Annotated in this window: 22 protein-coding genes; 10 read left to right on the plus strand and 12 right to left on the minus strand. The window is 54.0% G+C overall.

From position 1 onward, the window contains the following. Nucleotides 1–107: 107 nt before the first annotated feature. Nucleotides 108–1,130, plus strand: coding sequence for an SPI-2 type III secretion system effector deubiquitinase SseL (sseL, locus tag ACLD4F_RS06695; protein WP_079944959.1), 1,023 nt, complete (start codon nucleotides 108–110; stop codon nucleotides 1,128–1,130). 109 nt (nucleotides 1,131–1,239) lie between these two features. Here sseL and ACLD4F_RS06700 read toward each other — a convergent pair whose 3' ends face one another. Then, nucleotides 1,240–2,436 (minus strand): nicotinamide mononucleotide deamidase-related protein YfaY, encoded by a 1,197-nt coding sequence (locus ACLD4F_RS06700; RefSeq protein ID WP_000935684.1) that lies wholly within the window; start codon nucleotides 2,434–2,436, stop codon nucleotides 1,240–1,242. Between the two features lie 114 nt (nucleotides 2,437–2,550). Continuing rightward, nucleotides 2,551–3,093, minus strand: a complete 543-nt coding sequence (locus ACLD4F_RS06705; protein ID WP_001562414.1) for a YfaZ family outer membrane protein — start codon at nucleotides 3,091–3,093, stop codon at nucleotides 2,551–2,553. 278 nt (nucleotides 3,094–3,371) lie between these two features. Here ACLD4F_RS06705 and nudI point away from each other — a divergent pair, with 278 nt between their 5' ends. Continuing rightward, nucleotides 3,372–3,797, plus strand: coding sequence for a nucleoside triphosphatase NudI (gene nudI / locus ACLD4F_RS06710; protein ID WP_411010742.1), 426 nt, complete (start codon nucleotides 3,372–3,374; stop codon nucleotides 3,795–3,797). A gap of 44 nt (nucleotides 3,798–3,841) precedes the next feature. Here the strand turns inward: nudI and pmrG are convergent, their stop codons facing one another. Continuing rightward, nucleotides 3,842–4,447: a lipopolysaccharide core heptose(II)-phosphate phosphatase PmrG gene (gene pmrG / locus ACLD4F_RS06715; RefSeq protein ID WP_000879258.1), complete on the minus strand. Its 606-nt coding sequence runs from the start codon at nucleotides 4,445–4,447 to the stop codon at nucleotides 3,842–3,844. Nucleotides 4,448–4,745: 298 nt separating this feature from the next. Here pmrG and arnB point away from each other — a divergent pair, with 298 nt between their 5' ends. From arnB to arnF, 7 genes are read left to right on the plus strand one after another with little or no spacing between them, the layout of a single operon-like run. Beyond that, nucleotides 4,746–5,885: a UDP-4-amino-4-deoxy-L-arabinose aminotransferase gene (gene arnB / locus ACLD4F_RS06720; RefSeq protein ID WP_001279284.1), complete on the plus strand. Its 1,140-nt coding sequence runs from the start codon at nucleotides 4,746–4,748 to the stop codon at nucleotides 5,883–5,885. Between the two features lie 2 nt (nucleotides 5,886–5,887). Continuing rightward, entirely contained in the window at nucleotides 5,888–6,871 is a 984-nt protein-coding gene (gene arnC, locus ACLD4F_RS06725) for an undecaprenyl-phosphate 4-deoxy-4-formamido-L-arabinose transferase (protein WP_000458893.1), read from the plus strand. Continuing rightward, the gene (gene arnA, locus ACLD4F_RS06730; RefSeq protein ID WP_411010743.1) at nucleotides 6,868–8,850 is read left to right on the plus strand and encodes a bifunctional UDP-4-amino-4-deoxy-L-arabinose formyltransferase/UDP-glucuronic acid oxidase ArnA; all 1,983 of its coding nucleotides are present in this window, start codon (nucleotides 6,868–6,870) and stop codon (nucleotides 8,848–8,850) included. The genes arnC and arnA overlap by 4 nt, the downstream gene beginning before the upstream one ends. Further along, nucleotides 8,847–9,746 carry a 4-deoxy-4-formamido-L-arabinose-phosphoundecaprenol deformylase gene (arnD, locus tag ACLD4F_RS06735; protein ID WP_000169760.1) on the plus strand — a complete coding sequence of 300 codons (900 nt, stop codon included), beginning with the start codon at nucleotides 8,847–8,849 and terminating at the stop codon, nucleotides 9,744–9,746. Before arnA ends, arnD begins: the two co-directional genes overlap by 4 nt. Next, nucleotides 9,743–11,389 (plus strand): lipid IV(A) 4-amino-4-deoxy-L-arabinosyltransferase, encoded by a 1,647-nt coding sequence (arnT, locus tag ACLD4F_RS06740; RefSeq protein ID WP_000978056.1) that lies wholly within the window; start codon nucleotides 9,743–9,745, stop codon nucleotides 11,387–11,389. The genes arnD and arnT overlap by 4 nt, the downstream gene beginning before the upstream one ends. Then, a complete protein-coding gene (gene arnE, locus ACLD4F_RS06745) occupies nucleotides 11,386–11,721 on the plus strand; it encodes a 4-amino-4-deoxy-L-arabinose-phosphoundecaprenol flippase subunit ArnE (RefSeq protein ID WP_001634832.1) in 336 nt (111 codons plus the stop codon). Before arnT ends, arnE begins: the two co-directional genes overlap by 4 nt. Beyond that, complete coding sequence (arnF, locus tag ACLD4F_RS06750; RefSeq protein ID WP_000538692.1) at nucleotides 11,721–12,098, plus strand: 4-amino-4-deoxy-L-arabinose-phosphoundecaprenol flippase subunit ArnF; 378 nt, start codon at nucleotides 11,721–11,723, stop codon at nucleotides 12,096–12,098. The genes arnE and arnF overlap by 1 nt, the downstream gene beginning before the upstream one ends. Here arnF and pmrD read toward each other — a convergent pair. The 9 genes from pmrD to ACLD4F_RS06795 form a co-directional block, all read right to left on the minus strand. Beyond that, entirely contained in the window at nucleotides 12,093–12,350 is a 258-nt protein-coding gene (pmrD, locus tag ACLD4F_RS06755; RefSeq protein ID WP_000455132.1) for a signal transduction protein PmrD, read from the minus strand. The two genes, arnF and pmrD, sit on opposite strands and share 6 nt — an antisense overlap. Before the next feature lie 97 nt (nucleotides 12,351–12,447). Further along, nucleotides 12,448–13,815 carry an o-succinylbenzoate--CoA ligase gene (gene menE, locus ACLD4F_RS06760; RefSeq protein ID WP_000144658.1) on the minus strand — a complete coding sequence of 456 codons (1,368 nt, stop codon included), beginning with the start codon at nucleotides 13,813–13,815 and terminating at the stop codon, nucleotides 12,448–12,450. Beyond that, nucleotides 13,812–14,774 carry an o-succinylbenzoate synthase gene (menC, locus tag ACLD4F_RS06765; protein WP_411010744.1) on the minus strand — a complete coding sequence of 321 codons (963 nt, stop codon included), beginning with the start codon at nucleotides 14,772–14,774 and terminating at the stop codon, nucleotides 13,812–13,814. The genes menE and menC overlap by 4 nt, the downstream gene beginning before the upstream one ends. After that, nucleotides 14,774–15,631: a 1,4-dihydroxy-2-naphthoyl-CoA synthase gene (gene menB, locus ACLD4F_RS06770; protein ID WP_000640013.1), complete on the minus strand. Its 858-nt coding sequence runs from the start codon at nucleotides 15,629–15,631 to the stop codon at nucleotides 14,774–14,776. The genes menC and menB overlap by 1 nt, the downstream gene beginning before the upstream one ends. Nucleotides 15,632–15,645: 14 nt before the next feature. Then, nucleotides 15,646–16,404 (minus strand): 2-succinyl-6-hydroxy-2,4-cyclohexadiene-1-carboxylate synthase, encoded by a 759-nt coding sequence (gene menH, locus ACLD4F_RS06775; protein ID WP_000979134.1) that lies wholly within the window; start codon nucleotides 16,402–16,404, stop codon nucleotides 15,646–15,648. After that, complete coding sequence (gene menD / locus ACLD4F_RS06780; protein ID WP_411010745.1) at nucleotides 16,401–18,071, minus strand: 2-succinyl-5-enolpyruvyl-6-hydroxy-3-cyclohexene-1-carboxylic-acid synthase; 1,671 nt, start codon at nucleotides 18,069–18,071, stop codon at nucleotides 16,401–16,403. The genes menH and menD overlap by 4 nt, the downstream gene beginning before the upstream one ends. Nucleotides 18,072–18,156: 85 nt before the next feature. Beyond that, nucleotides 18,157–19,452, minus strand: a complete 1,296-nt coding sequence (gene menF, locus ACLD4F_RS06785) for an isochorismate synthase MenF (RefSeq protein ID WP_000555675.1) — start codon at nucleotides 19,450–19,452, stop codon at nucleotides 18,157–18,159. 101 nt (nucleotides 19,453–19,553) lie between these two features. Next, a complete protein-coding gene (gene elaB, locus ACLD4F_RS06790) occupies nucleotides 19,554–19,859 on the minus strand; it encodes a stress response protein ElaB (protein ID WP_411010746.1) in 306 nt (101 codons plus the stop codon). A gap of 54 nt (nucleotides 19,860–19,913) precedes the next feature. Further along, a complete protein-coding gene (locus ACLD4F_RS06795) occupies nucleotides 19,914–20,375 on the minus strand; it encodes a GNAT family N-acetyltransferase (RefSeq protein WP_411010747.1) in 462 nt (153 codons plus the stop codon). A 60-nt stretch (nucleotides 20,376–20,435) separates the two neighbouring features. On the opposite strand from ACLD4F_RS06795, the gene rbn reads away from it, so the two are divergent. After that, entirely contained in the window at nucleotides 20,436–21,353 is a 918-nt protein-coding gene (gene rbn / locus ACLD4F_RS06800) for a ribonuclease BN (RefSeq protein ID WP_411010748.1), read from the plus strand. Nucleotides 21,354–21,385 lie beyond the last annotated feature (32 nt).

Raw genomic sequence — 21,385 nt, forward strand, 5'->3', positions numbered from 1 at the left:
CAGGTCTATGCCTGATTTAATATATCCCCCACTAACAATAATATTTTTACAAATAATTATAAATTACATCATATTCGCTACTTTCACCTACCAGGAAACAGAGCAAAATGAATATATGTGTAAATTCACTTTACCGATTGAGCACACCGCAATTTCACAGTTTATATGCAGAAGAGGTGAGCGATGAGACGCTTGCGTTGTTGATTGGCGAAGTAGAGAATGGTAATCAGAATTGTATTGATCTGTTATGCAATCTTGCGTTACGCAACGATGACCTGGGACATAAAGTTGAGAAATTACTTTTTGATCTCTTTAGCGGAAAAAGATCGGGATCACCAGATATAGACAAAAAAATCAATCAGGCTTGCCTTGTATTACATCAAATCGCCAATAACGATATAACAAAAAATAATACTGAGTGGAAAAAGCTACATGCCCCTTCCAGATTACTTTATATGGCCGGTTCCGCGACAACCGACCTTTCTAAAAAAATAGAAATAGCACATAAAATTATGGGCGACCAGTTCGCTCAGACAGATCAAGAACAGGTAGGAGTTGAAAATCTTTGGTGTGGTGCGCGAATGTTGTCGTCAGATGAGCTGGCAGCTGCAACGCAAGGCCTGGTTCAAGAATCACCTTTTCTCTCGGTAAACTATCCTATTGGGCTTATTCATCCTACCACCAAAGAAAATATATTACGCACTCAGCTACTTGAAAAGATGGCTCAAACAGGATTATCTGAAAATGAAGTCTTTCTGATAAATACAGGAGATCACTGGCTTCTCTGTTTATTTTATAAACTTGCAGAAAAAATAAAATGTCTCATATTTAACAGTTATCATGATTTAAATGAAAATACTAAGCAAGAGATTATAGAAGCAGCAAAAATTGCAGGCATATCAGAAAACGAAAATATTGATTTTATTGAAACTAATTTACAAAATGATGTACCCAACGGCTGTGGTCTATTTTGTTACCATGCAATTCAACTCTTATCGAATGCCGGACAAAACGATCCTGTTACCACACTACGAGAATTTGCGGAAAATTTCTTAACGCTTCCAGTAGAGGAAAAAACACTATTTAACACCCAAACCCGGCGACAAATATATGAATACAGTCTCCAGTAATGGTGAGTACTTAGAGCCTATCCCATTAGGCTCTTATCCTGAAATGATGCTCTGCGAAGAATTTATAAGTATATAAGGGTGGGAAGGCCAGACCTTCCCACTAAAAGTTCTATGCCGTCAATGATTCAACCACGTCTATCCAGCCATGCTCGCTGGTAATGTCCTCGCCATTAAGCCAACGGCGCAGCATATTTAGCGCCATCATCGCGCAGACCTCCTGACGTATTGCCAGACTATACCGATTGGCGCTAAAACGCACGCGTAAGGCATACGTGCCATCCGGCGTCGCCAGCGCGAAATTAAGATGTTCGTTTTCCAGCCCCGACACGGCCAGCGCCAGACCGGCATAATGATTGCTGCGCCGTTCTGTCGTCCAGTGCGCCGTTTGCGCCAGCGTCTCTTCCTGAGAAGGAACGACTTCGCTGGCAAGAACAGGCGCCCCGGCGCGGGAAAGCTGTAGCGCCAGTAAACCGCTGGTGTATTGCTCGCTCAACGTCAGACTCAACTGCCTTTCCTGCAGGCGGCGGGCTATTTGCGCCGGCAGGTTTTCCGTACCTTCAAAAATCAGGTTCTGCCCGGCAACCCGTTTGACCTCTGGCCATAACGCCAGCATCGCCTCCCGTTGCGTCGCCGGGCCGGTCAATTTCAGTTCAATGATCGGCATTGATGAGCGATACCCCATCGTCACGCCGGGCGGCAACGGCAGTGAATCGAGACGCTGCGCGAGGTCACTTTCTGAACGTCCAAAAGTCGTTAACCGCAGGCAAAGCGGCGGCTCCGGCAGCGAAAAACGCGCGCGTAACCGCGGTAAGATTTCCTTCTCCACCATAACCTTAAATTCCGACGGTACGCCGGGGGTGAAAAACATCAGGCAGCGGTTGAGCTGTAGCGCAAATCCACAGGCAGTGCCGACCGGATTATTAATAAACTCCGCGCTGGCAGGCAGTTCCGCCTGTTTACGGTTGCTCGGCGCCATCACGCGACCACGCTGCTGAAAGTAACGTTCCATTTCGGTCAGCCACGCCTGGTGCAGTACTAATCCTTCGCCTTTTGCCGTTGCCGCGGCGAGCGCGCTTAAATCATCGCTGGTCGGCCCTAACCCGCCATTAACAATCAAAACATCAGCATGTTGACTGCGTTCACGCAAGATAGCGACCAAACTGTCCAGATTATCGCCTACCGTATTTCGCCGTGATAACGGAACGCCCTGATGAAAGAAAAAATCAGCCAGCCAGGCGGCATTGGTGTCAACGATTTGTCCGTGCAACACCTCATCCCCGGTGGATAGCATTTCCACATTTAGCATTGTGTTCTCCTGCTCTTATGATGAAAACACTATAACGCAAAGACGAATATGACGTGGAAAGAAGAATGACGGGAAAAGGAGGAATATGGCGCGACGATTGCCGCGCCGTTAGCATCAAAAGCTGGCGTTTACGCCAACATAAGGGCCGTCAGCAATCGCATTATCGCGGTTGCCGTCTTTACCCGCCAGGTTCAGGTAACGATAACCGGCTTCAATGCTCAGCGGGCGCATAATGGTGAAACGCGCGCCTGCATTCGCTTCTTCATAACTTTCGATACCGCTGGACAGCGAATCTGGTGAATAATAATACTCGCCGAACAGACGGAAGCTGTCGCCGATTTTCCATTGTAACCCACCGCCGACAGCCGCCGCATAGCCTTCATCACTGTCTTTCGGATTGGTATAAATACCTTTACCGCCGACCGTCGCCAGCAGCGGTCCAACCGGGATGTTCAGCCCCAGACCAACGCCCGCAGCATCGCCATCATCATCGTTGTGCATCCAGTTACCGCTTAGCGCCAGACCCGTCGATTCCGTACCAAAACCCACGCCAATGTTGGTGTAATCTTCGCCCGCCTGGCCGCTAATACTGATAGCCTGCGCCGATGCAGAAACGAACAGCATTCCGGCAAAACCTAATAATATGCTTTTTTTCATTTTTACCCTTTCCAGCAAGCACATAAAGAAAAACTCCCCAAAACGGCAGAATTGTACTGCCAGACGCTGAGGAATCAATGCACTAAGAAACCATTCCAAAAACATATTGTAACGAAATACTACTTTCGCCATGACGCATCATTGCGCCATCACATGGCGACGCCTGCATCAACAAAATTAACCAAAAACGCAGTCTGCGTTATCGCTTCCATTTTTCACAAAGAATTTCGCAGAATGATTTGTTAAGCTGATGACCTGGTGGTTTAAGGAAGCGACTTATGCGTCAACGAACTATAGTTTGCCCATTAATTCAAAATGATGGCTGTTATCTGCTGTGCAAAATGGCCGACAACCGCGGCGTCTTTCCCGGTCAGTGGGCGCTGTCGGGCGGTGGGGTCGAGCCAGGCGAACGCATTGAAGAGGCGCTGCGTCGGGAGGTTCGGGAAGAACTCGGCGAACAACTGATTCTGAGCGATATTACGCCGTGGACCTTCCGCGACGATATCCGTGTTAAAACGTACGCGGATGGCAGACAAGAAAAGATTTATATGATTTATCTCATCTTCGACTGTGTTTCCGCTAATCGCGATATATGTATTAACGATGAATTTCAGGACTACGCCTGGGTCAAGCCAGAAGAACTGGCGCTGTATGATTTGAATGTAGCGACACGCCACACATTAGCATTGAAAGGGTTATTATAATGACGACAGCCGCTTCAGGCTGTCTTTACGCTTTTAACATGCGGCTAGCCGGGAACAAATTCACCATCTAAAAAGAGTTTTCCGTTTTCCGCATGCATAACGAGCGCATTAAGATAGTCCGGATCAAACTTTACGCCGCGCTTATTTTTTGCAATATACGTCAAACAATGATTATGGGTAAAAATGACTATATTTTTATTCTGCGACTTTTTCAGTAACGTATTGATTGAAGCATAAATACCACTGCCGCAATCCATCATTTTTTTATCCACCGTAAGCGACCTGCCCGCAGAAAACCAGGTTGCCGACTGGATGGTGCGCACCGTATTACTGGAATAGAGATTGTAATTTTGTATATCGGCACTAAAGGCTTTACCCAGCGCTCTGGCGTCTTGCGCACCGTTGACCGTAATCCCCGTGCTGTCTGACAGGCAGGTATTATCGGAACGATCGCACCGCTCGGCATGGCGGAATAACACGACTACCGGATGCTGCTTCGCCAGCGCCGCCAGCGCTTTACCGTTAATCTGCGGTAGACCGTTACCACTCCAGGCATGTTGTGAGGTCAACCCGGCGATAATAACCAACGCCCCCGCCAGAGTCGCGAGATAGCGTTTGTTTTTAATAAAGCGTAGGGTAAATGCCAGCACATTAACCTCTCAGGCAGACAGTGCAGCTAACTTAATAGCAATACGATTAAAATGAAATTCCGCAACGGAAGACCAGGCCAGAAACATAAAAACAGCTTTTGGGCATGCATAAAATGCCTTAAACTTTCGGCGAAAGCAAAGCATAATTCCGTTAAAAATTATCTTTTTACTTCACCTTAATTTCTTAATGTTAATTTAATATTCATCCAGTAGGGTTCAGCTAAATGCGTTAAAAAATAAGCCCTTTTCTATTGCCGAAATATTTGAAAAGCGGCTTTCAATGGCTGAAGGAAAAATGATGTCGGACTTTTTGCCTTTCTCCCGTCCGGCGATGGGCGCGGAAGAGCTCGCTGCCGTTAAGACCGTACTGGACTCAGGTTGGATAACAACTGGCCCGAAAAATCAGGAACTGGAAGCGGCGTTTTGTCGGCTAACAGGCAATCAATATGCCGTTGCCGTCAGTTCAGCCACTGCCGGTATGCACATCGCGTTGATGGCGCTGGGCATTGGTGAAGGCGACGAGGTCATTACACCGTCAATGACGTGGGTTTCTACGCTAAATATGATCGTTTTACTCGGCGCGAACCCCGTCATGGTCGATGTCGATCGCGATACGCTGATGGTCACGCCTGAACATATCGAAGCCGCGATTACGCCACAAACCAAAGCAATTATCCCCGTCCACTACGCTGGCGCGCCCGCCGATCTGGACGCTATTTACGCTCTTGGCGAGCGTTATGGCATTCCAGTGATTGAAGACGCGGCGCACGCGACAGGAACCAGCTACAAAGGTCGCCACATTGGCGCCAGGGGCACCGCGATTTTCTCCTTCCACGCCATTAAGAACATTACCTGCGCTGAAGGCGGTATCGTGGTCACGGATAACCCGCAATTCGCCGATAAACTGCGCAGTCTCAAGTTTCACGGGCTTGGCGTTGATGCCTGGGATCGACAGAGCGGGGGACGCGCGCCACAAGCGGAAGTCCTGGCGCCGGGCTACAAATATAATTTGCCTGATCTCAACGCCGCTATCGCGCTTGCTCAGTTACAGAAACTGGATGCGCTTAACGCTCGCCGCGCCGCCATCGCAGCGCAGTACCACCAGGCAATGGCAGACCTGCCTTTTCAGCCTCTGAGCCTTCCGTCGTGGGAACATATTCACGCCTGGCATTTATTCATTATCCGGGTCGATGAAGCCCGCTGCGGTATTACCCGGGATGCTCTGATGGCATCGCTGAAAACGAAAGGCATCGGCACAGGGCTGCATTTCCGCGCCGCGCATACGCAAAAATATTATCGCGAACGTTTCCCAACGCTCACGCTGCCTGACACCGAGTGGAACAGCGAGCGGATCTGCTCACTGCCGCTCTTCCCGGACATGACCGAGAGTGACTTTGATCGGGTCATTACCGCCCTTCATCAGATAGCAGGACAATAAGCATGTTTGACGCCGCCCCCATAAAAAAAGTCTCGGTGGTTATTCCTGTCTATAACGAACAGGAAAGCCTGCCGGAATTGATAAGACGCACCACCACCGCCTGCGAGAGTCTGGGCAAAGCGTGGGAGATTTTATTGATAGATGATGGTAGCAGCGATAGCTCGGCGGAGCTGATGGTTAAGGCGTCCCAGGAGGCCGATAGCCATATCATCTCTATTTTACTCAACCGTAACTACGGTCAACATGCAGCAATTATGGCGGGGTTTAGCCATGTCAGCGGCGATCTTATCATTACGCTGGATGCCGATCTGCAAAACCCGCCGGAAGAGATCCCACGTCTGGTGGCGAAAGCCGATGAAGGGTTCGATGTGGTAGGCACTGTGCGCCAGAACCGACAAGACAGCCTGTTTCGCAAATCGGCGTCAAAAATCATTAATCTGCTGATCCAGCGCACAACGGGCAAAGCGATGGGCGATTACGGCTGCATGTTACGCGCCTATCGCCGCCCTATTATCGATACCATGTTGCGCTGCCATGAACGCAGCACCTTTATCCCTATTCTGGCCAACATTTTCGCTCGTCGGGCTACCGAGATCCCGGTGCATCACGCTGAACGTGAATTTGGCGACTCTAAATACAGTTTTATGCGTCTCATTAACCTGATGTATGACCTGGTGACCTGCCTGACGACGACGCCGCTGCGCCTGTTGAGTCTGCTGGGCAGCGTTATCGCCATCGGCGGGTTTAGCCTGTCGGTATTGCTTATTGTACTTCGCCTGGCGCTGGGACCGCAGTGGGCGGCGGAAGGCGTATTTATGCTCTTTGCCGTCCTGTTTACCTTCATCGGCGCGCAATTCATCGGTATGGGACTGCTGGGCGAATACATCGGTCGCATTTATAACGATGTCCGCGCCCGCCCCCGCTATTTTGTTCAACAAGTTATCTACCCGGAAAGCACGCCGTTTACTGAGGAAAGTCACCAATGAAAGCCGTTATTTTTGCCTATCACGATATGGGATGTCAGGGCGTGCAGGCCGTACTGGATGCCGGGTATGAGATTGCCGCGATTTTCACTCATGCCGACAATCCTGCGGAAAACACCTTTTTTGGCTCCGTCTCCCGGCTGGCGGCAGGATTAGGGATTCCGGTTTATGCGCCGGATAACGTAAATCATCCTATCTGGGTCGACCGCATCGCTGAGCTTGCGCCGGATATTATTTTTTCGTTCTATTACCGCAACCTGTTAAGCGAAGAAATTCTGCACCTCGCCCCGGCTGGCGCATTCAATCTGCACGGTTCTCTATTACCTGCCTATCGTGGCCGTGCGCCGCTAAACTGGGTTCTGGTTAACGGCGAAAGCGAAACGGGCGTAACGCTGCATCGTATGGTCAAACGTGCCGACGCCGGAGAGATTGTCGCCAGTCAACGCGTCGCTATTGCGCAGGACGATGTTGCGCTTACCTTGCATCATAAGCTATGTCAGGCCGCGCGCCAGTTGCTTAATAGCATCCTGCCCACCATGAAATGCGGCGATATACCTTCTGTTCCTCAGCGTGAGTCTGACGCTACATATTATGGTCGCCGCAGGCCGGAAGATGGCCTTATCGACTGGCACAAACCGGTCTCCACGGTGCATAACCTGGTGCGGGCGGTAGCCGCCCCCTGGCCCGGCGCGTTCAGCTATAACGGCTCGCAAAAATTCACTATCTGGTCTTCCCGAATTTGTCCGGATGCGCAGGGCGCGCTTCCCGGCTCGGTAATTTCGGTCTCTCCGCTGCGGGTCGCCTGCGCCGATGGCGCGCTGGAGATTATTACCGGCCAGGCCGGAGACGGTATTACTGTACAAGGCTCGCAGCTTGCACAGACGCTTGGTCTGGTGGCGGGCGCGCGTTTGAACCGTCCACCAGCGACCAGCGGTAAACGTCGCATTCGCGTTCTCATCCTCGGCGTCAACGGTTTTATCGGCAATCATTTGACCGAACGGTTACTGAATGAAGAGAATTACGAGGTCTACGGTATGGATATCGGCAGCAACGCCATTAGCCGGTTCCTGCTCCACCCTCGCTTTCATTTCGTGGAGGGAGATATCAGCATCCACTCAGAATGGATCGAATATCATGTCAAAAAATGTGATGTCGTACTGCCGCTGGTAGCAATTGCTACCCCGATTGAATACACCCGCAACCCGCTGCGCGTCTTTGAACTTGATTTTGAAGAAAATCTGCGGATTATTCGTTATTGCGTGAAATACCGTAAACGCGTGGTTTTCCCGTCTACCTCTGAAGTGTACGGCATGTGTACGGACGCCTCTTTTGACGAGGACAAATCGAATCTGATCGTCGGGCCGGTGAATAAGCCACGCTGGATTTACTCCGTTTCCAAACAGCTTCTCGACCGGGTGATTTGGGCTTATGGCGAAAAAGAGGGATTGCGCTTCACGCTTTTCCGTCCCTTTAACTGGATGGGGCCGCGGCTGGATAGCCTGAACGCGGCGCGTATCGGCAGTTCACGCGTGATAACGCAGTTGATTCTGAACCTGGTAGAAGGGACGCCGATCAAGCTTATCGACGGCGGTCAGCAGAAGCGCTGTTTCACCGATATTCGTGACGGGATCGAAGCATTGTTCCGCATTATTGTGAATGAGGGCGATCGGTGCGATGGCAAAATCATTAATATCGGCAACCCTGAAAACGAAGCCAGTATTCAGGAACTGGCGACACTGTTGCTCGACAGTTTTGATAAGCATCCGCTGCGCTGCCATTTCCCACCTTTTGCCGGTTTCCAGGTCGTCGAAAGCCGTAGTTATTACGGCAAGGGTTATCAGGATGTCGCACACCGGAAACCCAGTATCGACAATGCCAGGCGCTGTCTGGACTGGGAACCGTCTATTGCGATGCGTGATACGGTTGAAGAAACGCTGGACTTCTTCCTGCGCAGCGTAGATGTCGCGGAACGCGCATCATGACGAAAGTCGGTTTACGCATTGATGTTGATACCTTGCGAGGAACGCGTGAAGGTGTCCCCCGGCTGCTGGCGACATTGCATCGCCACGGCGTTCAGGCCAGCTTTTTCTTCAGCGTCGGGCCGGACAATATGGGACGTCATCTTTGGCGTCTGATAAAACCGCGATTTTTATGGAAAATGCTACGTTCAAACGCCGCTTCGCTCTACGGTTGGGATATTCTGCTGGCCGGTACTGCCTGGCCGGGAAAAAATATCGGCAACGCCAATGCCGGGATTATTCGTGAAACGGCAACATACCATGAGACGGGACTACATGCCTGGGATCACCATGCGTGGCAGACTCACAGCGGCCACTGGAGTATCCGCCAGCTTGAAGAAGATATCGCGCGCGGCATAACGGCGCTTGAGGCCATTATCGGAAAACCCGTCACCTGCTCAGCCGCGGCCGGCTGGCGAGCGGATGGGCGCGTTGTTCGTGCGAAAGAGCCGTTCAACCTGCGGTATAACAGCGATTGCCGTGGAACCACCTTATTCCGTCCGCTACTGATGCCGGGCCAGACAGGGACGCCGCAAATCCCCGTCACCTTACCCACATGGGATGAGGTTATCGGCCCCGCCGTTCAGGCGCAGTCGTTCAATACCTGGATTATCTCCCGTATGTTGCAGGACAAAGGCACGCCGGTATATACCATCCATGCGGAAGTCGAAGGTATTGTCCATCAGCCGCTGTTTGAAGATTTGCTCGTTCGTGCACGTGACGCGGGGATCACCTTTTGTCCTCTGGGCGAACTTCTGCCGACATCGCCTGAGTCTCTGCCGTTGGGGCAAATTGTACGTGGGCACATCCCTGGCCGTGAAGGTTGGCTGGGGTGCCAACAGGCCGCGAGCGCCTCATGATGAAATCGATACGCTATTATCTGGCTTTCGCCGCGTTTATTGCGCTCTACTATGTTATTCCTGTCAATAGCCGCCTGCTCTGGCAGCCGGATGAAACGCGCTATGCCGAAATAAGTCGGGAGATGCTGGCGTCTGGCGACTGGATCGTGCCGCATTTTCTGGGATTACGTTATTTTGAAAAACCGATAGCCGGTTACTGGATAAACAGTCTGGGTCAGTGGCTTTTTGGCGCCACCAATTTTGGCGTGCGGGCCGGCGCTATTTTAACGACATTGCTGGCCGCAGCGCTGGTGGCGTGGCTGACGTTCCGCTTATGGCGGGATAAACGTACCGCGTTGCTCGCCTCCGTTATCTTTCTCTCCCTCTTTGCCGTTTACAGTATCGGGACGTATGCGGTACTCGACCCGATGATCGCGCTTTGGCTTACGGCCGGGATGTGTTGTTTCTGGCAGGGGATGCAGGCCACGACCCGAACGGGCAAGATTGGGATGTTTTTGCTACTGGGCGCAACCTGCGGTCTGGGTGTATTAACTAAAGGCTTCCTCGCCCTGGCCGTACCGGTGGTGAGCGTGCTGCCGTGGGTTATTGTTCAGAAACGCTGGAAGGACTTTTTGCTATACGGCTGGCTGGCGGTCTTGAGCTGCTTTGTGGTTGTCCTTCCCTGGGCGATCGCCATTGCGCGACGCGAAGCCGATTTCTGGCATTACTTTTTCTGGGTGGAGCATATCCAGCGATTCGCCATGAGCGATGCCCAGCATAAAGCCCCTTTCTGGTACTATCTGCCGGTACTGCTCGCGGGAAGTTTACCGTGGCTGGGGTTACTGCCTGGCGCGCTTAAACTGGGCTGGCGCGAGCGAAACGGCGCATTCTATTTGCTCGGATGGACGATCATGCCGCTTCTCTTTTTCAGTATTGCGAAAGGGAAACTGCCCACCTATGTTCTTTCCTGTTTCGCACCGATAGCGATACTCATGGCGCGCTTCGTCCTGCATAACGTAAAAGAAGGCGTCGCCGCGCTGCGTGTCAACGGCGGGATCAACCTGGTGTTCGGGTTAGTCGGGATCGTCGCAGCGTTTGTCGTCTCCTCATGGGGCCCGCTGAAATCGCCGGTGTGGACGCATATCGAAACCTATAAAGTTTTTTGCGTCTGGGGCGTCTTTACTGTTTGGGCGTTTGTGGGCTGGTATAGCCTCTGTCATAGCCAAAAATACCTATTACCCGCGTTTTGTCCGCTGGGACTGGCGCTGCTGTTCGGCTTTTCCGTCCCCGACAGGGTGATGGAGTCCAAACAGCCACAGTTTTTTGTCGAAATGACCCAGGCGCCTTTGGCATCAAGCCGCTATATTCTTGTCGACAACGTCGGCGTCGCCGCCGGGCTGGCCTGGAGTCTGAAACGAGACGATATTATGCTCTACGGACACGCGGGCGAACTCAGGTATGGTCTTAGCTATCCTGATGTGCAGGATAAATTCGTTAAAGCCGACGATTTTAACGCCTGGCTCAACCAGCATCGTCAGGAGGGCATTATTACGCTAGTACTTTCAATAGCCAAAGATGAAGACATCAGCGCTCTTTCCCTTCCCCCTGCGGACAATATTGATTATCAGGGGCGTCTGGTGTTAATTCAGTATCGGCCTAAATGATCGGCGTCGTTCTGGTGCTTGCCAGTCTGCTCAGCGTTGGCGGTCAGCTCTGCCAGAAGCAAGCGACACGGCCATTGACGACAGGCGGACGCCGCCGCCACCTGATGCTGTGGCTGGGCCTGGCGCTGATATGCATGGGTGCAGCGATGGTGCTGTGGCTGCTGGTGCTACAAACCCTGCCGGTGGGAATTGCTTACCCGATGTTGAGTCTGAATTTTGTCTGGGTCACGTTGGCGGCATGGAAAATCTGGCATGAACAGGTTCCGCCCCGCCACTGGTTGGGCGTCGTATTGATTATCAGCGGCATTATCATTCTGGGGAGTGCGGCATAATGGGCGTAATGTGGGGACTGATAAGCGTTGCGATTGCCTCCCTCGCCCAGTTGAGTTTAGGATTCGCCATGATGCGGCTGCCATCGATAGCGCATCCACTGGCGTTTATTTCCGGGCTGGGCGCATTTAATGCCGCGACCCTGGCGCTATTCGCCGGTTTGGCGGGGTATCTGGTTTCCGTCTTCTGCTGGCATAAAACATTACACACGCTCGCGCTCAGCAAAGCCTATGCGCTACTGAGTCTCAGCTATGTGCTTGTCTGGGTAGCCTCAATGCTGTTACCCGGTTTACAAGGCGCTTTCAGCCTAAAAGCGATGCTCGGCGTATTGTGTATTATGGCGGGGGTAATGCTGATTTTTCTGCCCGCCAGATCATGAAGGCTTGCGCGTCAACCTCTGCCATTCGTCGCAGGAATAACAGCGTGCATCAACGATTTTTAAGGTCTGGTGTTTTTCCCGATTAATACAATACTGCGCATCCTGTAAAGGCGACAGGATATCGCCGGGACTCAGTAATATCATGGAATTCGCCTCGGCGATCATTTTTAGCGAACCGCCGCTATCGCACAGCACCAGAACATGGCACGCCCTCTTTTTGACATAATGCGATTTCTTAACCAACCATTCCATAGCGCCCCCGTTTCACGCTGATTGTTCATAACACGTTACACATCAACGGATAAACAAAACGGCAATAGCGATGGAATGGTTGTATATTAACCTAACATTAATTTTTACAGTTCTCACACACCCACTGCTGGAGCGCACGGCGAGATATTTTAATCCCTCCGTTTTTCAGTTCTGACGGCAGCGTCAACCAGCGAACTGGCTGCTGAAAACGCGCCAGCTTATCGCGAACCCATTCAGCGAGGTTCACGTCTCCGGCCTGCGATGCATACTCCACAACCGCAACGGGACGATGGCCAAACTCTTTATCTTCTACCGGCACGACGAAGGCTTGTTGCACCAGCGGATGCGCGTTAATAACGCGTTCGACTTCCTCCGGCTGAATGCCTTCGCCGCCGCTAAAGAACAGGTTGTCCAGCCGCCCGGCGATGGTTAGCCTGCCGTGGTTCAGCTCGCCGCGATCGCGCGTGGCAAACCAGCCCTCGTCATTAACCAGCGGGATCAGTTTGCCATCACGCCAGTAACCTTCTGCCATACTGGCGGCGCGCAGCCAGACTTCATTATCGACGATTCTGATCTCTCTGCCGGGGAGCGGCGCGCCCACATCATCCGAACCATCGGCCTCTTTGGCGCATACCGTAGACGCGAACTCCGTGAGCCCATACCCGCACCAGCAACGAATCCCTTGTTTGCTGGCCTGGTCGGTGAGTTCAACCGGAATCACCGCGCCGCCGAGCAAAACGGCTTTCAGCGTCACCGCCGCCCGATTCGCCAGCAGCCGCCATAGCTGCGTCGGCACCAGCGAAGCATGAGTACACCCTGCCAGCATCTGCTCCAGCGGTTGCTTATCACGTACCGTCATGCGCGCCCCAGCGAAGAGCCAACGCCACATAATACCCTGCCCGGATACATGAAACAGCGGCAGCGATAGCAGCCAGTCATCCTGAGGGCCAAACGGCATTAGCGAAAGCACCCCCTGCGCGCTGGCAAGATGCGCCTGGCACGTATGTACGGCCGCTTTTGGCAATCCTGTGGAACCCGATGTCAGCGTCATGGAAACCAGACGCTGCGGTTGCCAGGCCACAGCATACGCCGCTGTGCTCTTTTGTATCTGCAACGCGGTTAATCCGGAAAACGCGTTTTCGCCTTCCAGTGTCAGCGCAAAACGCAGCGTTAACTTCGGCACCAGCGCCTCCAGCAATGTCTGGGGCAACTGCGGGTTGACGGGCAGAACCCGCGCGCCGCACTGCATCAGCGCAAGCCATGCCAACAGAGTGCGCGGCTGATTCCCGGCGCGCAGCAGGACACCATCGCCCTCGCGTACGCCCTGCGCGGCAAATCCGCCCGCCAGCGCATCAATACGCTCACAGAGGGCGCGCCAGCTTAGCACTTCATCGTTCAGGCGCAGAGCGGGCGCCTGACTGCGAACCTGACGCCAGTGGCGCCACGGCCAGTCCGTGAATGTCATAACAGTCGTTCCAGCTCATCACGCTTCAGACAAGGCAACGCGTTACTAGGCCAGGGGCGAATCTGTTGCGCCTGCATCAGATGCAAGGTATCCAGTCCGGGCAGCGTTCCCGGCGTCAACCAGGCGGCAATCCGCGCCAGTTGCGTCAGGCCGAGGCTGGACTCGATCGAAGAGCTGATGACCGCCGTCAGTCCCAACGCATGGGCGGCAGCGACTTGCTCACGCACTTTATCAAGCGATCCGGTCAGCGTAGGTTTGATAACCACAGCCCTGACGCCCTCTTCGGCTTCAAAGGTGAAATCCGCTTCGCGCAGACTTTCGTCCCAAGCAATCGCGATGCCGGTTTCACGGGCAAAGGCGCGGGAATCATCCCGCGTCTTACACGGTTCTTCGAGAAAGGCGATACGAGCGCGGTAGTCCGGATTAACGTACTTTGCGAACTGTTGGGCTTTTAGCGGCGTCCAGGCGCGATTCGCATCCAGACGCAGATGCAGATCCGGGATCGCCTCCAGCAGCAAATTAACCACCATGCCGTCACGTACCGCTTCATAGAGACCCACTTTGACCTTAGCGATTTTCTCGCCGGGCATATCGGCAAGCCGCAGCACCAAATCGTCAGGATCGCCAGTGCATAACGGCGCGGCGCGATAGTCCGCCGCCTCCGGCAAGACGCCAGTCAGTTCCGCCAGCGCGCAGCTTGCGCCAAACGCGACCGAAGGCATCTCCGGTAATCCCTCGCTCCTCTGAAGCCAGCCGTTCACCCATGTTAGTAACGCCGTCTGCGCCTCTTCCCACGTTTCCTGACTGAAGCCCGGCAGCGGGGAGATCTCTCCCCACCCTTCACGCTCGCCGTCACGCAGACAAACATACAGCCCGTCGCGAGTTTTTAACCGCCTGTCGCGCAGAACCACCCCCGCGTCCATGGGGATCTGCCAGCGGTATACCTGCGCGCTACGCATTATGGGTTCCGTTTGAATTTGCTGAAGTCAGGCTGACGCTTCTGGTTAAAGGCGTTACGGCCTTCCTGCCCTTCTTCAGTCATGTAGAACAGCATGGTGGCGTTGCCGGCCAGCTCCTGCAGCCCGGCCTGACCGTCACAATCGGCATTCAGCGCCGCTTTCAGGCAACGCAGCGCCATCGGACTGTTTTGCAACATTTCGCGGCACCAGCGCACGGTCTCTTTTTCCAGATCCGCCAGCGGCACAACGGTGTTAACCAGCCCCATGTCCAGCGCCTGTTGCGCATCGTACTGGCGGCACAGGAACCAGATTTCACGCGCTTTCTTCTGACCAACGATACGCGCCATATACGAAGCGCCCCAGCCGCCGTCAAAGGAGCCAACTTTCGGACCGGTCTGGCCGAAGATGGCGTTTTCCGCCGCGATGGTGAGGTCGCACATCATGTGCAGCACATGACCACCGCCGATAGAATACCCCGCGACCATCGCGACAACCGGTTTTGGACAGGTGCGAATCTGGCGCTGGAAATCCAGCACGTTCAGGTGATGCACGCCGGAGTCATCCTGATAACCGCCGTAATCGCCGCGCACCTTCTGGTCGCCGCCCGCGCAAAACGCTTTATCGCCTTCGCCGGTCAGAATAATCACGCCCACGTTGTCGTCGTAACGGGCATCCGCCAGCGCCTGAATCATCTCTTTGACGGTCAACGGACGAAATGCATTGCGCACCTGCGGACGATTAATGGTGATTTTTGCAATACCGTCGGTGGATTTTTCATAACGAATGTCGGTGTAACCCTCCGAGCAGTCGTGCCATTCTACCGGTGCGTAAAGCATTGTTTCATCAGGATAGATCATAGTGTGTCCTTTAGTCAGAGACGCAGAATCTGAGCCAGACTGTCTACCACGCCAGCGGGGTTTTCCCGATGCGCGTTGTGTCCGGCGTTACGAATAACATGGCATGTCGCCGCCACTTCCTGCGCCAGGGCGCGGAATTTGCTGTCGCGTTCGCCACATAAATAATAAAACGGAAATGCCAGCGCGTTGAGCGCCTCGCGTAAATCCGGCTGGGCGGCAAGCGATGTCGCCTCCAGCATCGCAGCCAGCGTTTCGCCGTTATTCTGGCTACGCAGCGCCGTCAGCGCCTGCCTTTGCTGCGCCGTCAGCGAGGCGAACACCGGCTGCTGATACCAGTCGTGAAAAACCTCAGTCAGGGGTTCACGACGAAAACGCTCTGCCCAGCGCCCGTCGGACAATCGTCTTTCAGCGCGCGCCTGTTCATTTTGCAGCCCCGGATGACCGCCTTCAACCACCAGGCCGCACAGGCCTGGTATTCCCTGGCAGGCTGCCATCATCGCCACCCGGCCGCCAAGGGAGTATCCCACCAACCAAAACTTTAGTATGTTGTAACTAATTAACGTAGCGCGCAGTAATCTGATGACATCGGCAAATCCGCCGACCGGAATAGCCGCAGATCCGCCATGTCCCGGTAAGTCAATATAAAGCCGCGAACAGCCGTGAAACTGTTCGCCAACCGGCTGCCATTCGCGGCAATCGCCAGAAAAACCGTGCAGGAAAACCAGCGAGGGCGCCCCAGGCTGTCCGGGCATGTGCTGCGCGTGCAACATCATAGATGGCTTACCTGAGCCAAAAGTTGCTGCAACGTCTGCGCGCCGTCCGTATCGTTTACCACCAGCTCAATCACCGTCGTCACCGGGGTTCGCCACGCGCCAGCCAGCGCAGACTCCAGCTCTTCCCAATTTTCCGGGCGATGATAGCGCAGGTTAAACATGGCGGCCGCATGGTCAAAATGGACGTTTTGCGGCATCAAATAAAAGCGCTCACGTTTGCTTTGCGGCGTCGGCAGCAGGGAAAAGATCTGCCCGCCGTTATTGTTGACCACAATCAACACAAACGGCGCGGATACCTGACGTAGTAACGCCAGCGCGTTAAGATCGTACAGCGCGGATAAATCGCCGACGATAGCCAGCGTCGATTTGGCGCTGGCGCGCTGCACACCCGCCGCCGTGGAAAGCAGGCCGTCAATGCCGCTTGCCCCGCGATTGCTGTATACCGGATAGCCGGCCGGCAACTGTGACAGCGCGTCGATCAGACGTACCACCAGACTATTGCCCACGAACAATTGCCCCTGCTCCGGCAGATAGTCGCGGATACGGTGCGCCAGTTGCGCTTCGCCAAAGGTGTCTCGCTGCGCGACCACCCGTTGCCACGCCAGTTCCGCCAGACGCGGGATCTCTACACACCACGGTTTACGTTTTTCCGCCGGATGCAGTTCCAGCCAGTCGGCGATTTTCGCTACCAGTCTGCGTCCACGATGGTGCGCCGGGTCCAGACGACCTTCAATATTGTCGATTACCCAGTACTCTTCTGGCTCGCAGGTTGCCTGCCATTGCAGTAAGCGTTTTCCGGTAAGGCTACTGCCAAGCTGGACGACAATCTGCGCCTGCTGCAGTTCGGTCACCGCTTTGGCGTTGCCGAGCCACAGGTCGGCGCACGGCAGCGGCTGCCCGGTTTGCGACAATACGTCGCCAATTAATGGCCATCCCAGAGTTTGCGCCCACTGCGCCACTTTTTTGCCTTCTTCCGCGCTCATACGCCCGGCGACGACGACGCCGCGTTTTTGTCGCCAGAAGAACCAGTCGCGCTGTTTGTCGCTTTCCAGTCGACGCGCTTCGCGCAGCCAGGGTTTTTCATCCTGCCACCAGTCGCCGAGACGCTGCTGCCAGACCAGACCGGTGTCATTCATATCGCCATACAGCGGTTCGGCAAAAGGACAGTTAATGTGCAGCGCGCCCGCATGAAGCATGGCGAGCGCATTGTCGATGGTCGACACCAGCCAGCGCGCCGGAATATCCTGCGTGGGACGCGGCAACGACAGCGTTTGGGAGGGGTGTGAGGCAAACATCCCCGCCTGACGGATCGCCTGGTTGGCGCCGCAGTCAATCAGCTCCGGCGGGCGATCGGCGGTAAGTAAAATGAGCTTCTCGCCCGTCAGACCCGCCTCAATCAGCGCCGGATAAAGGTTCGCCACGGCGGTACCTGAAGTGACAATAACGGCAACCGGCTGTTGGCTGACTTTCGCCAGCCCTAACGCCAGATGACCAAGCCCACGCTCATCAAAGTGCGTATGGTGAATAAAAGCAGGATTCTCTGCCGCCGCCAACGTGAGCGGCGTGGAACGGGAGCCAGGGGCGATACAAACATGCCTGACGCCATGACGGGTTAAGGCTTCCAGGATGACCGCCGCCCAGCGCCGGTTAAATGCACTTACTGACATGAGTTTGTCCGGTATCAATCATTGGGACTAAGTATAAAGAGCCGCAAAAATGGATTATTGATATGGGTCGGGAATATGTGACTCATTACACATCCATCTGCAATAAGGTACGTAACCCGGCCGCTTTATTATCTATTTCCTGCCATTCCTGTTCCGGATCGGAGCCGCGGACGATTCCCGCGCCGGCATACAATCGCACCACATTGGCCGTCACTTTGGCTGAACGTAATGTCACGCAAAACTCACTTTGCCGCGTGGAGAGATAGCCTGCCGACCCGGCATACCATTCACGTTCGAACGGCTCATGTTGTTCTATAAAACAACGCGCGGGTTCACGAGGGATCCCGGCGACCGCCGCGGTAGGCTGTAACTGGTGCAGGCAGAGCGTGTCGTCCGCCTGATTAAGCGCCGTCCAGATACAGCGGCGCAAATGCTGTACCTTGCGCAGTCTGAGCACCTGCGGCGGCAGCACATCCAGCGAGTGGGTGCAGTTTTGCAGTCGCTGGCAGATGTCTTCGACAACCAGCATATTTTCTCGCTGGTTTTTATCGTCTTTCATTAACCATTCGCCAAGCTGCCAGGCTTTATGGTTATCCGGATGGTTCGCCACCGTCCCGGCCAGCGCTTCGGTACGCAGCGCCGTTTCACGCCGCCGCCAGAGCCGCTCCGGCGATGATCCCAGAAAGGCGGTATCGGCGGAAAAAGCCATAAAAAAGTGGTAGCAGTTGAGATTTAAACGACGACTGGACGCCATCATCGCGGCGGCATTGACCGGACGGGAGAATTGTAAGTCGGTGGCCCGCGCCAGCACAACTTTATCAAACGCCTCTTGCGCAATGGTGTGGGTGGCCTGCTGAATTAGCTTCACCCAACCGTCTTTGTCCGGCCAGTGCTGTTCGCTCGTGAGCGAAAGGCGCAGCGCCGGAACAGGCTTAATACCGACCAGAGAAGCGAGAAACGCTTTCGCCTGGCGCGCATCATCGCGTAGCGAAACGTCACTGTGCAGATGTAAGCGTAAGGTCGCCGTACCCCCGCTACGTCGCCACTCCAGCCGCGGCAGCAATAAGTAGCCCTCTTTCGGCTCGAACGCATTCAGCCCCCAAATACGCAGGTCAGGCTGCGCGTGCTGACGTAAAAACCGTTGCGCCAGATCGAGCGATGAAAAAACGGTGATTGCCCCGAGAACGGCAGCTTCTTCGTCGCCATTACGCTGTTGCCAGTAGAATTGCGGAAAGGATGACTGGCTGGCCAGCCAGCTCAATGCATCGAAGGCATCGTTTAAAGGGAAAGGCGCATCGAAAACGCAAAGCCCTGGCGTCGCCGGTATCTCTTGCGATAGCTGACGCGTCAGATTTTCCAGCGCAGTAGTAATAGAATGCACGCGGACCCTCCCTGTTAAAAACCCCACATTATACGGGGTACTGCCCTAAAAAAGCAGTACCTCATTTAGGGAGGGTTGCAATTCTGTTCAGTGGGAGGGATTTAGCGCCGCGCCAACAGCAGCCCAAGTACCAGTCCTACCGTCGCGCCTACGCCAATACCCTGCCAGGGTTTTTCATGAACGTAGTCATCCGCTTTATAAACGGCCTGCTTTGCCCGGTAATAATAGCTATCCGACGCATGGCTTACGCGGTTTTTCACCTCTTCCAGCGCTTGTTCCGCGCGGGCTTTCAGCTCAATGTATTTTTGATCGGCGGGATCGCCTGAGGAACGTAAAATCTCTTCCAGCGTTTCGCTGAGCAAAGTCAGATCATCATCAACACGTGATTCACCAAATTGATATGACATTCTCATTCTCCGTTGTGTTAACACCTGCTCCTAACTATAGTCAACGGTTTCGGTTTATGCCTGATGAACCTCCCGCGCCATTCCCCGGTGCGGAATGCCGTCTTCATCATAAACATCGGTGACGGGAATAAAACCGAACTGCGCATAAAAAGATTGCAGATGCGCCTGCGCCCCCAGATATAGCGGCTTATCCGGCCAGTGCCGCCCACAAGATTCCAGCGTTTTCGCCATTAATTGCTGGCCCAGTTTCGCCCCTCGCCAGGCATTGCTGACGATCACCCGGCCAATGACAACCGGGTCTGATTCGTTATCGCTTTTCAGAATCCTCGCATACGCCACCAGCTCATCCTGATGCCAGCCCAGAATATGCCGATTGTCACCGACTAAATCATCGCCATCCACATCCAGGTAAGGACAGCGCTGTTCTACCACAAAGACCGCGCAGCGCAATTTGAGTAATGCGTAAAGTTGAGGAACGGTAAGTTCGCTATGGTGGAGATCCTGCCAGTCAATCATGATGCGCTCCTGTGTTGTGGTAATCTTGGGTTAAACGATAACCAAACGTGTATGGACAAGATGGAATTAATTTTTTTAGGTACGTCCGCAGGCGTTCCCACGCGCTCACGCAATGTAACGGCAATTTTATTACATCTGCAACATCCAACGCAGCCGGGAGTGTGGCTTTTTGATTGCGGCGAAGGGACACAGCATCAAATGCTTAATACCGCGTTTCATCCCGGTAAGCTTGAGCGCATTTTTATCAGCCATCTTCACGGAGATCATCTGTTTGGCCTGCCGGGTCTGCTATGCAGCCGGTCGATGGCGGGGAATCCCCATCCGCTAACCGTATACGGACCTCAAGGCGTGCGTGAGTTTATTGCAACCACACTGCGCCTTAGCGGTTCATGGACCGATTTTCCGTTGCAAATTGAAGAAATTAGCGCAGGCGATATTCTTGACGATGGTCTGCGTAAAGTGACCGCGTTCAGGCTGGAGCATCCACTGGAGTGCTACGGATATCGCGTTGTTGAACATGACAAGCCTGGCGCGCTGAATGCCAGGGCGTTAAAAGCCGCAGGCATTACGCCCGGCCCGCTGTTTCAGGCGTTGAAGGCAGGAAAAACCGTCACGCTTGCCGATGGAAGGCAGATCAATGGCGCCGACTACCTTGCTCCCGCCGTGGCTGGGAAATCAGTGGCGATTTTCGGCGATACCGCGCCCTGCGAGGCCGCCCTCGCGCTGGCGCAGGGCGTGGATGTGATGGTCCATGAAACCACGCTGGATACGTCAATGGAGGAGAAAGCCAACGCTCGCGGACACAGCTCCACCCGTCAAACCGCGACGCTGGCGCGGGAAGCTGCCGTCGGTCGGCTGATCATGACCCATATTAGCTCACGCTATGACGATAAAGGCTGTCAGCGCTTACTGGCGGAATGCCGCGCTATTTTCCCGGCGACGGAACTGGCTTACGATTTTTCTATTTTCCCGGTTTAGCGCTCCATTTTTTGTCCTCATTGCCGATAACA

This window comes from Salmonella sp. 741265050_HSA (genome assembly GCF_046569445.1).
Taxonomy (GTDB): domain Bacteria; phylum Pseudomonadota; class Gammaproteobacteria; order Enterobacterales; family Enterobacteriaceae; genus Salmonella; species Salmonella enterica.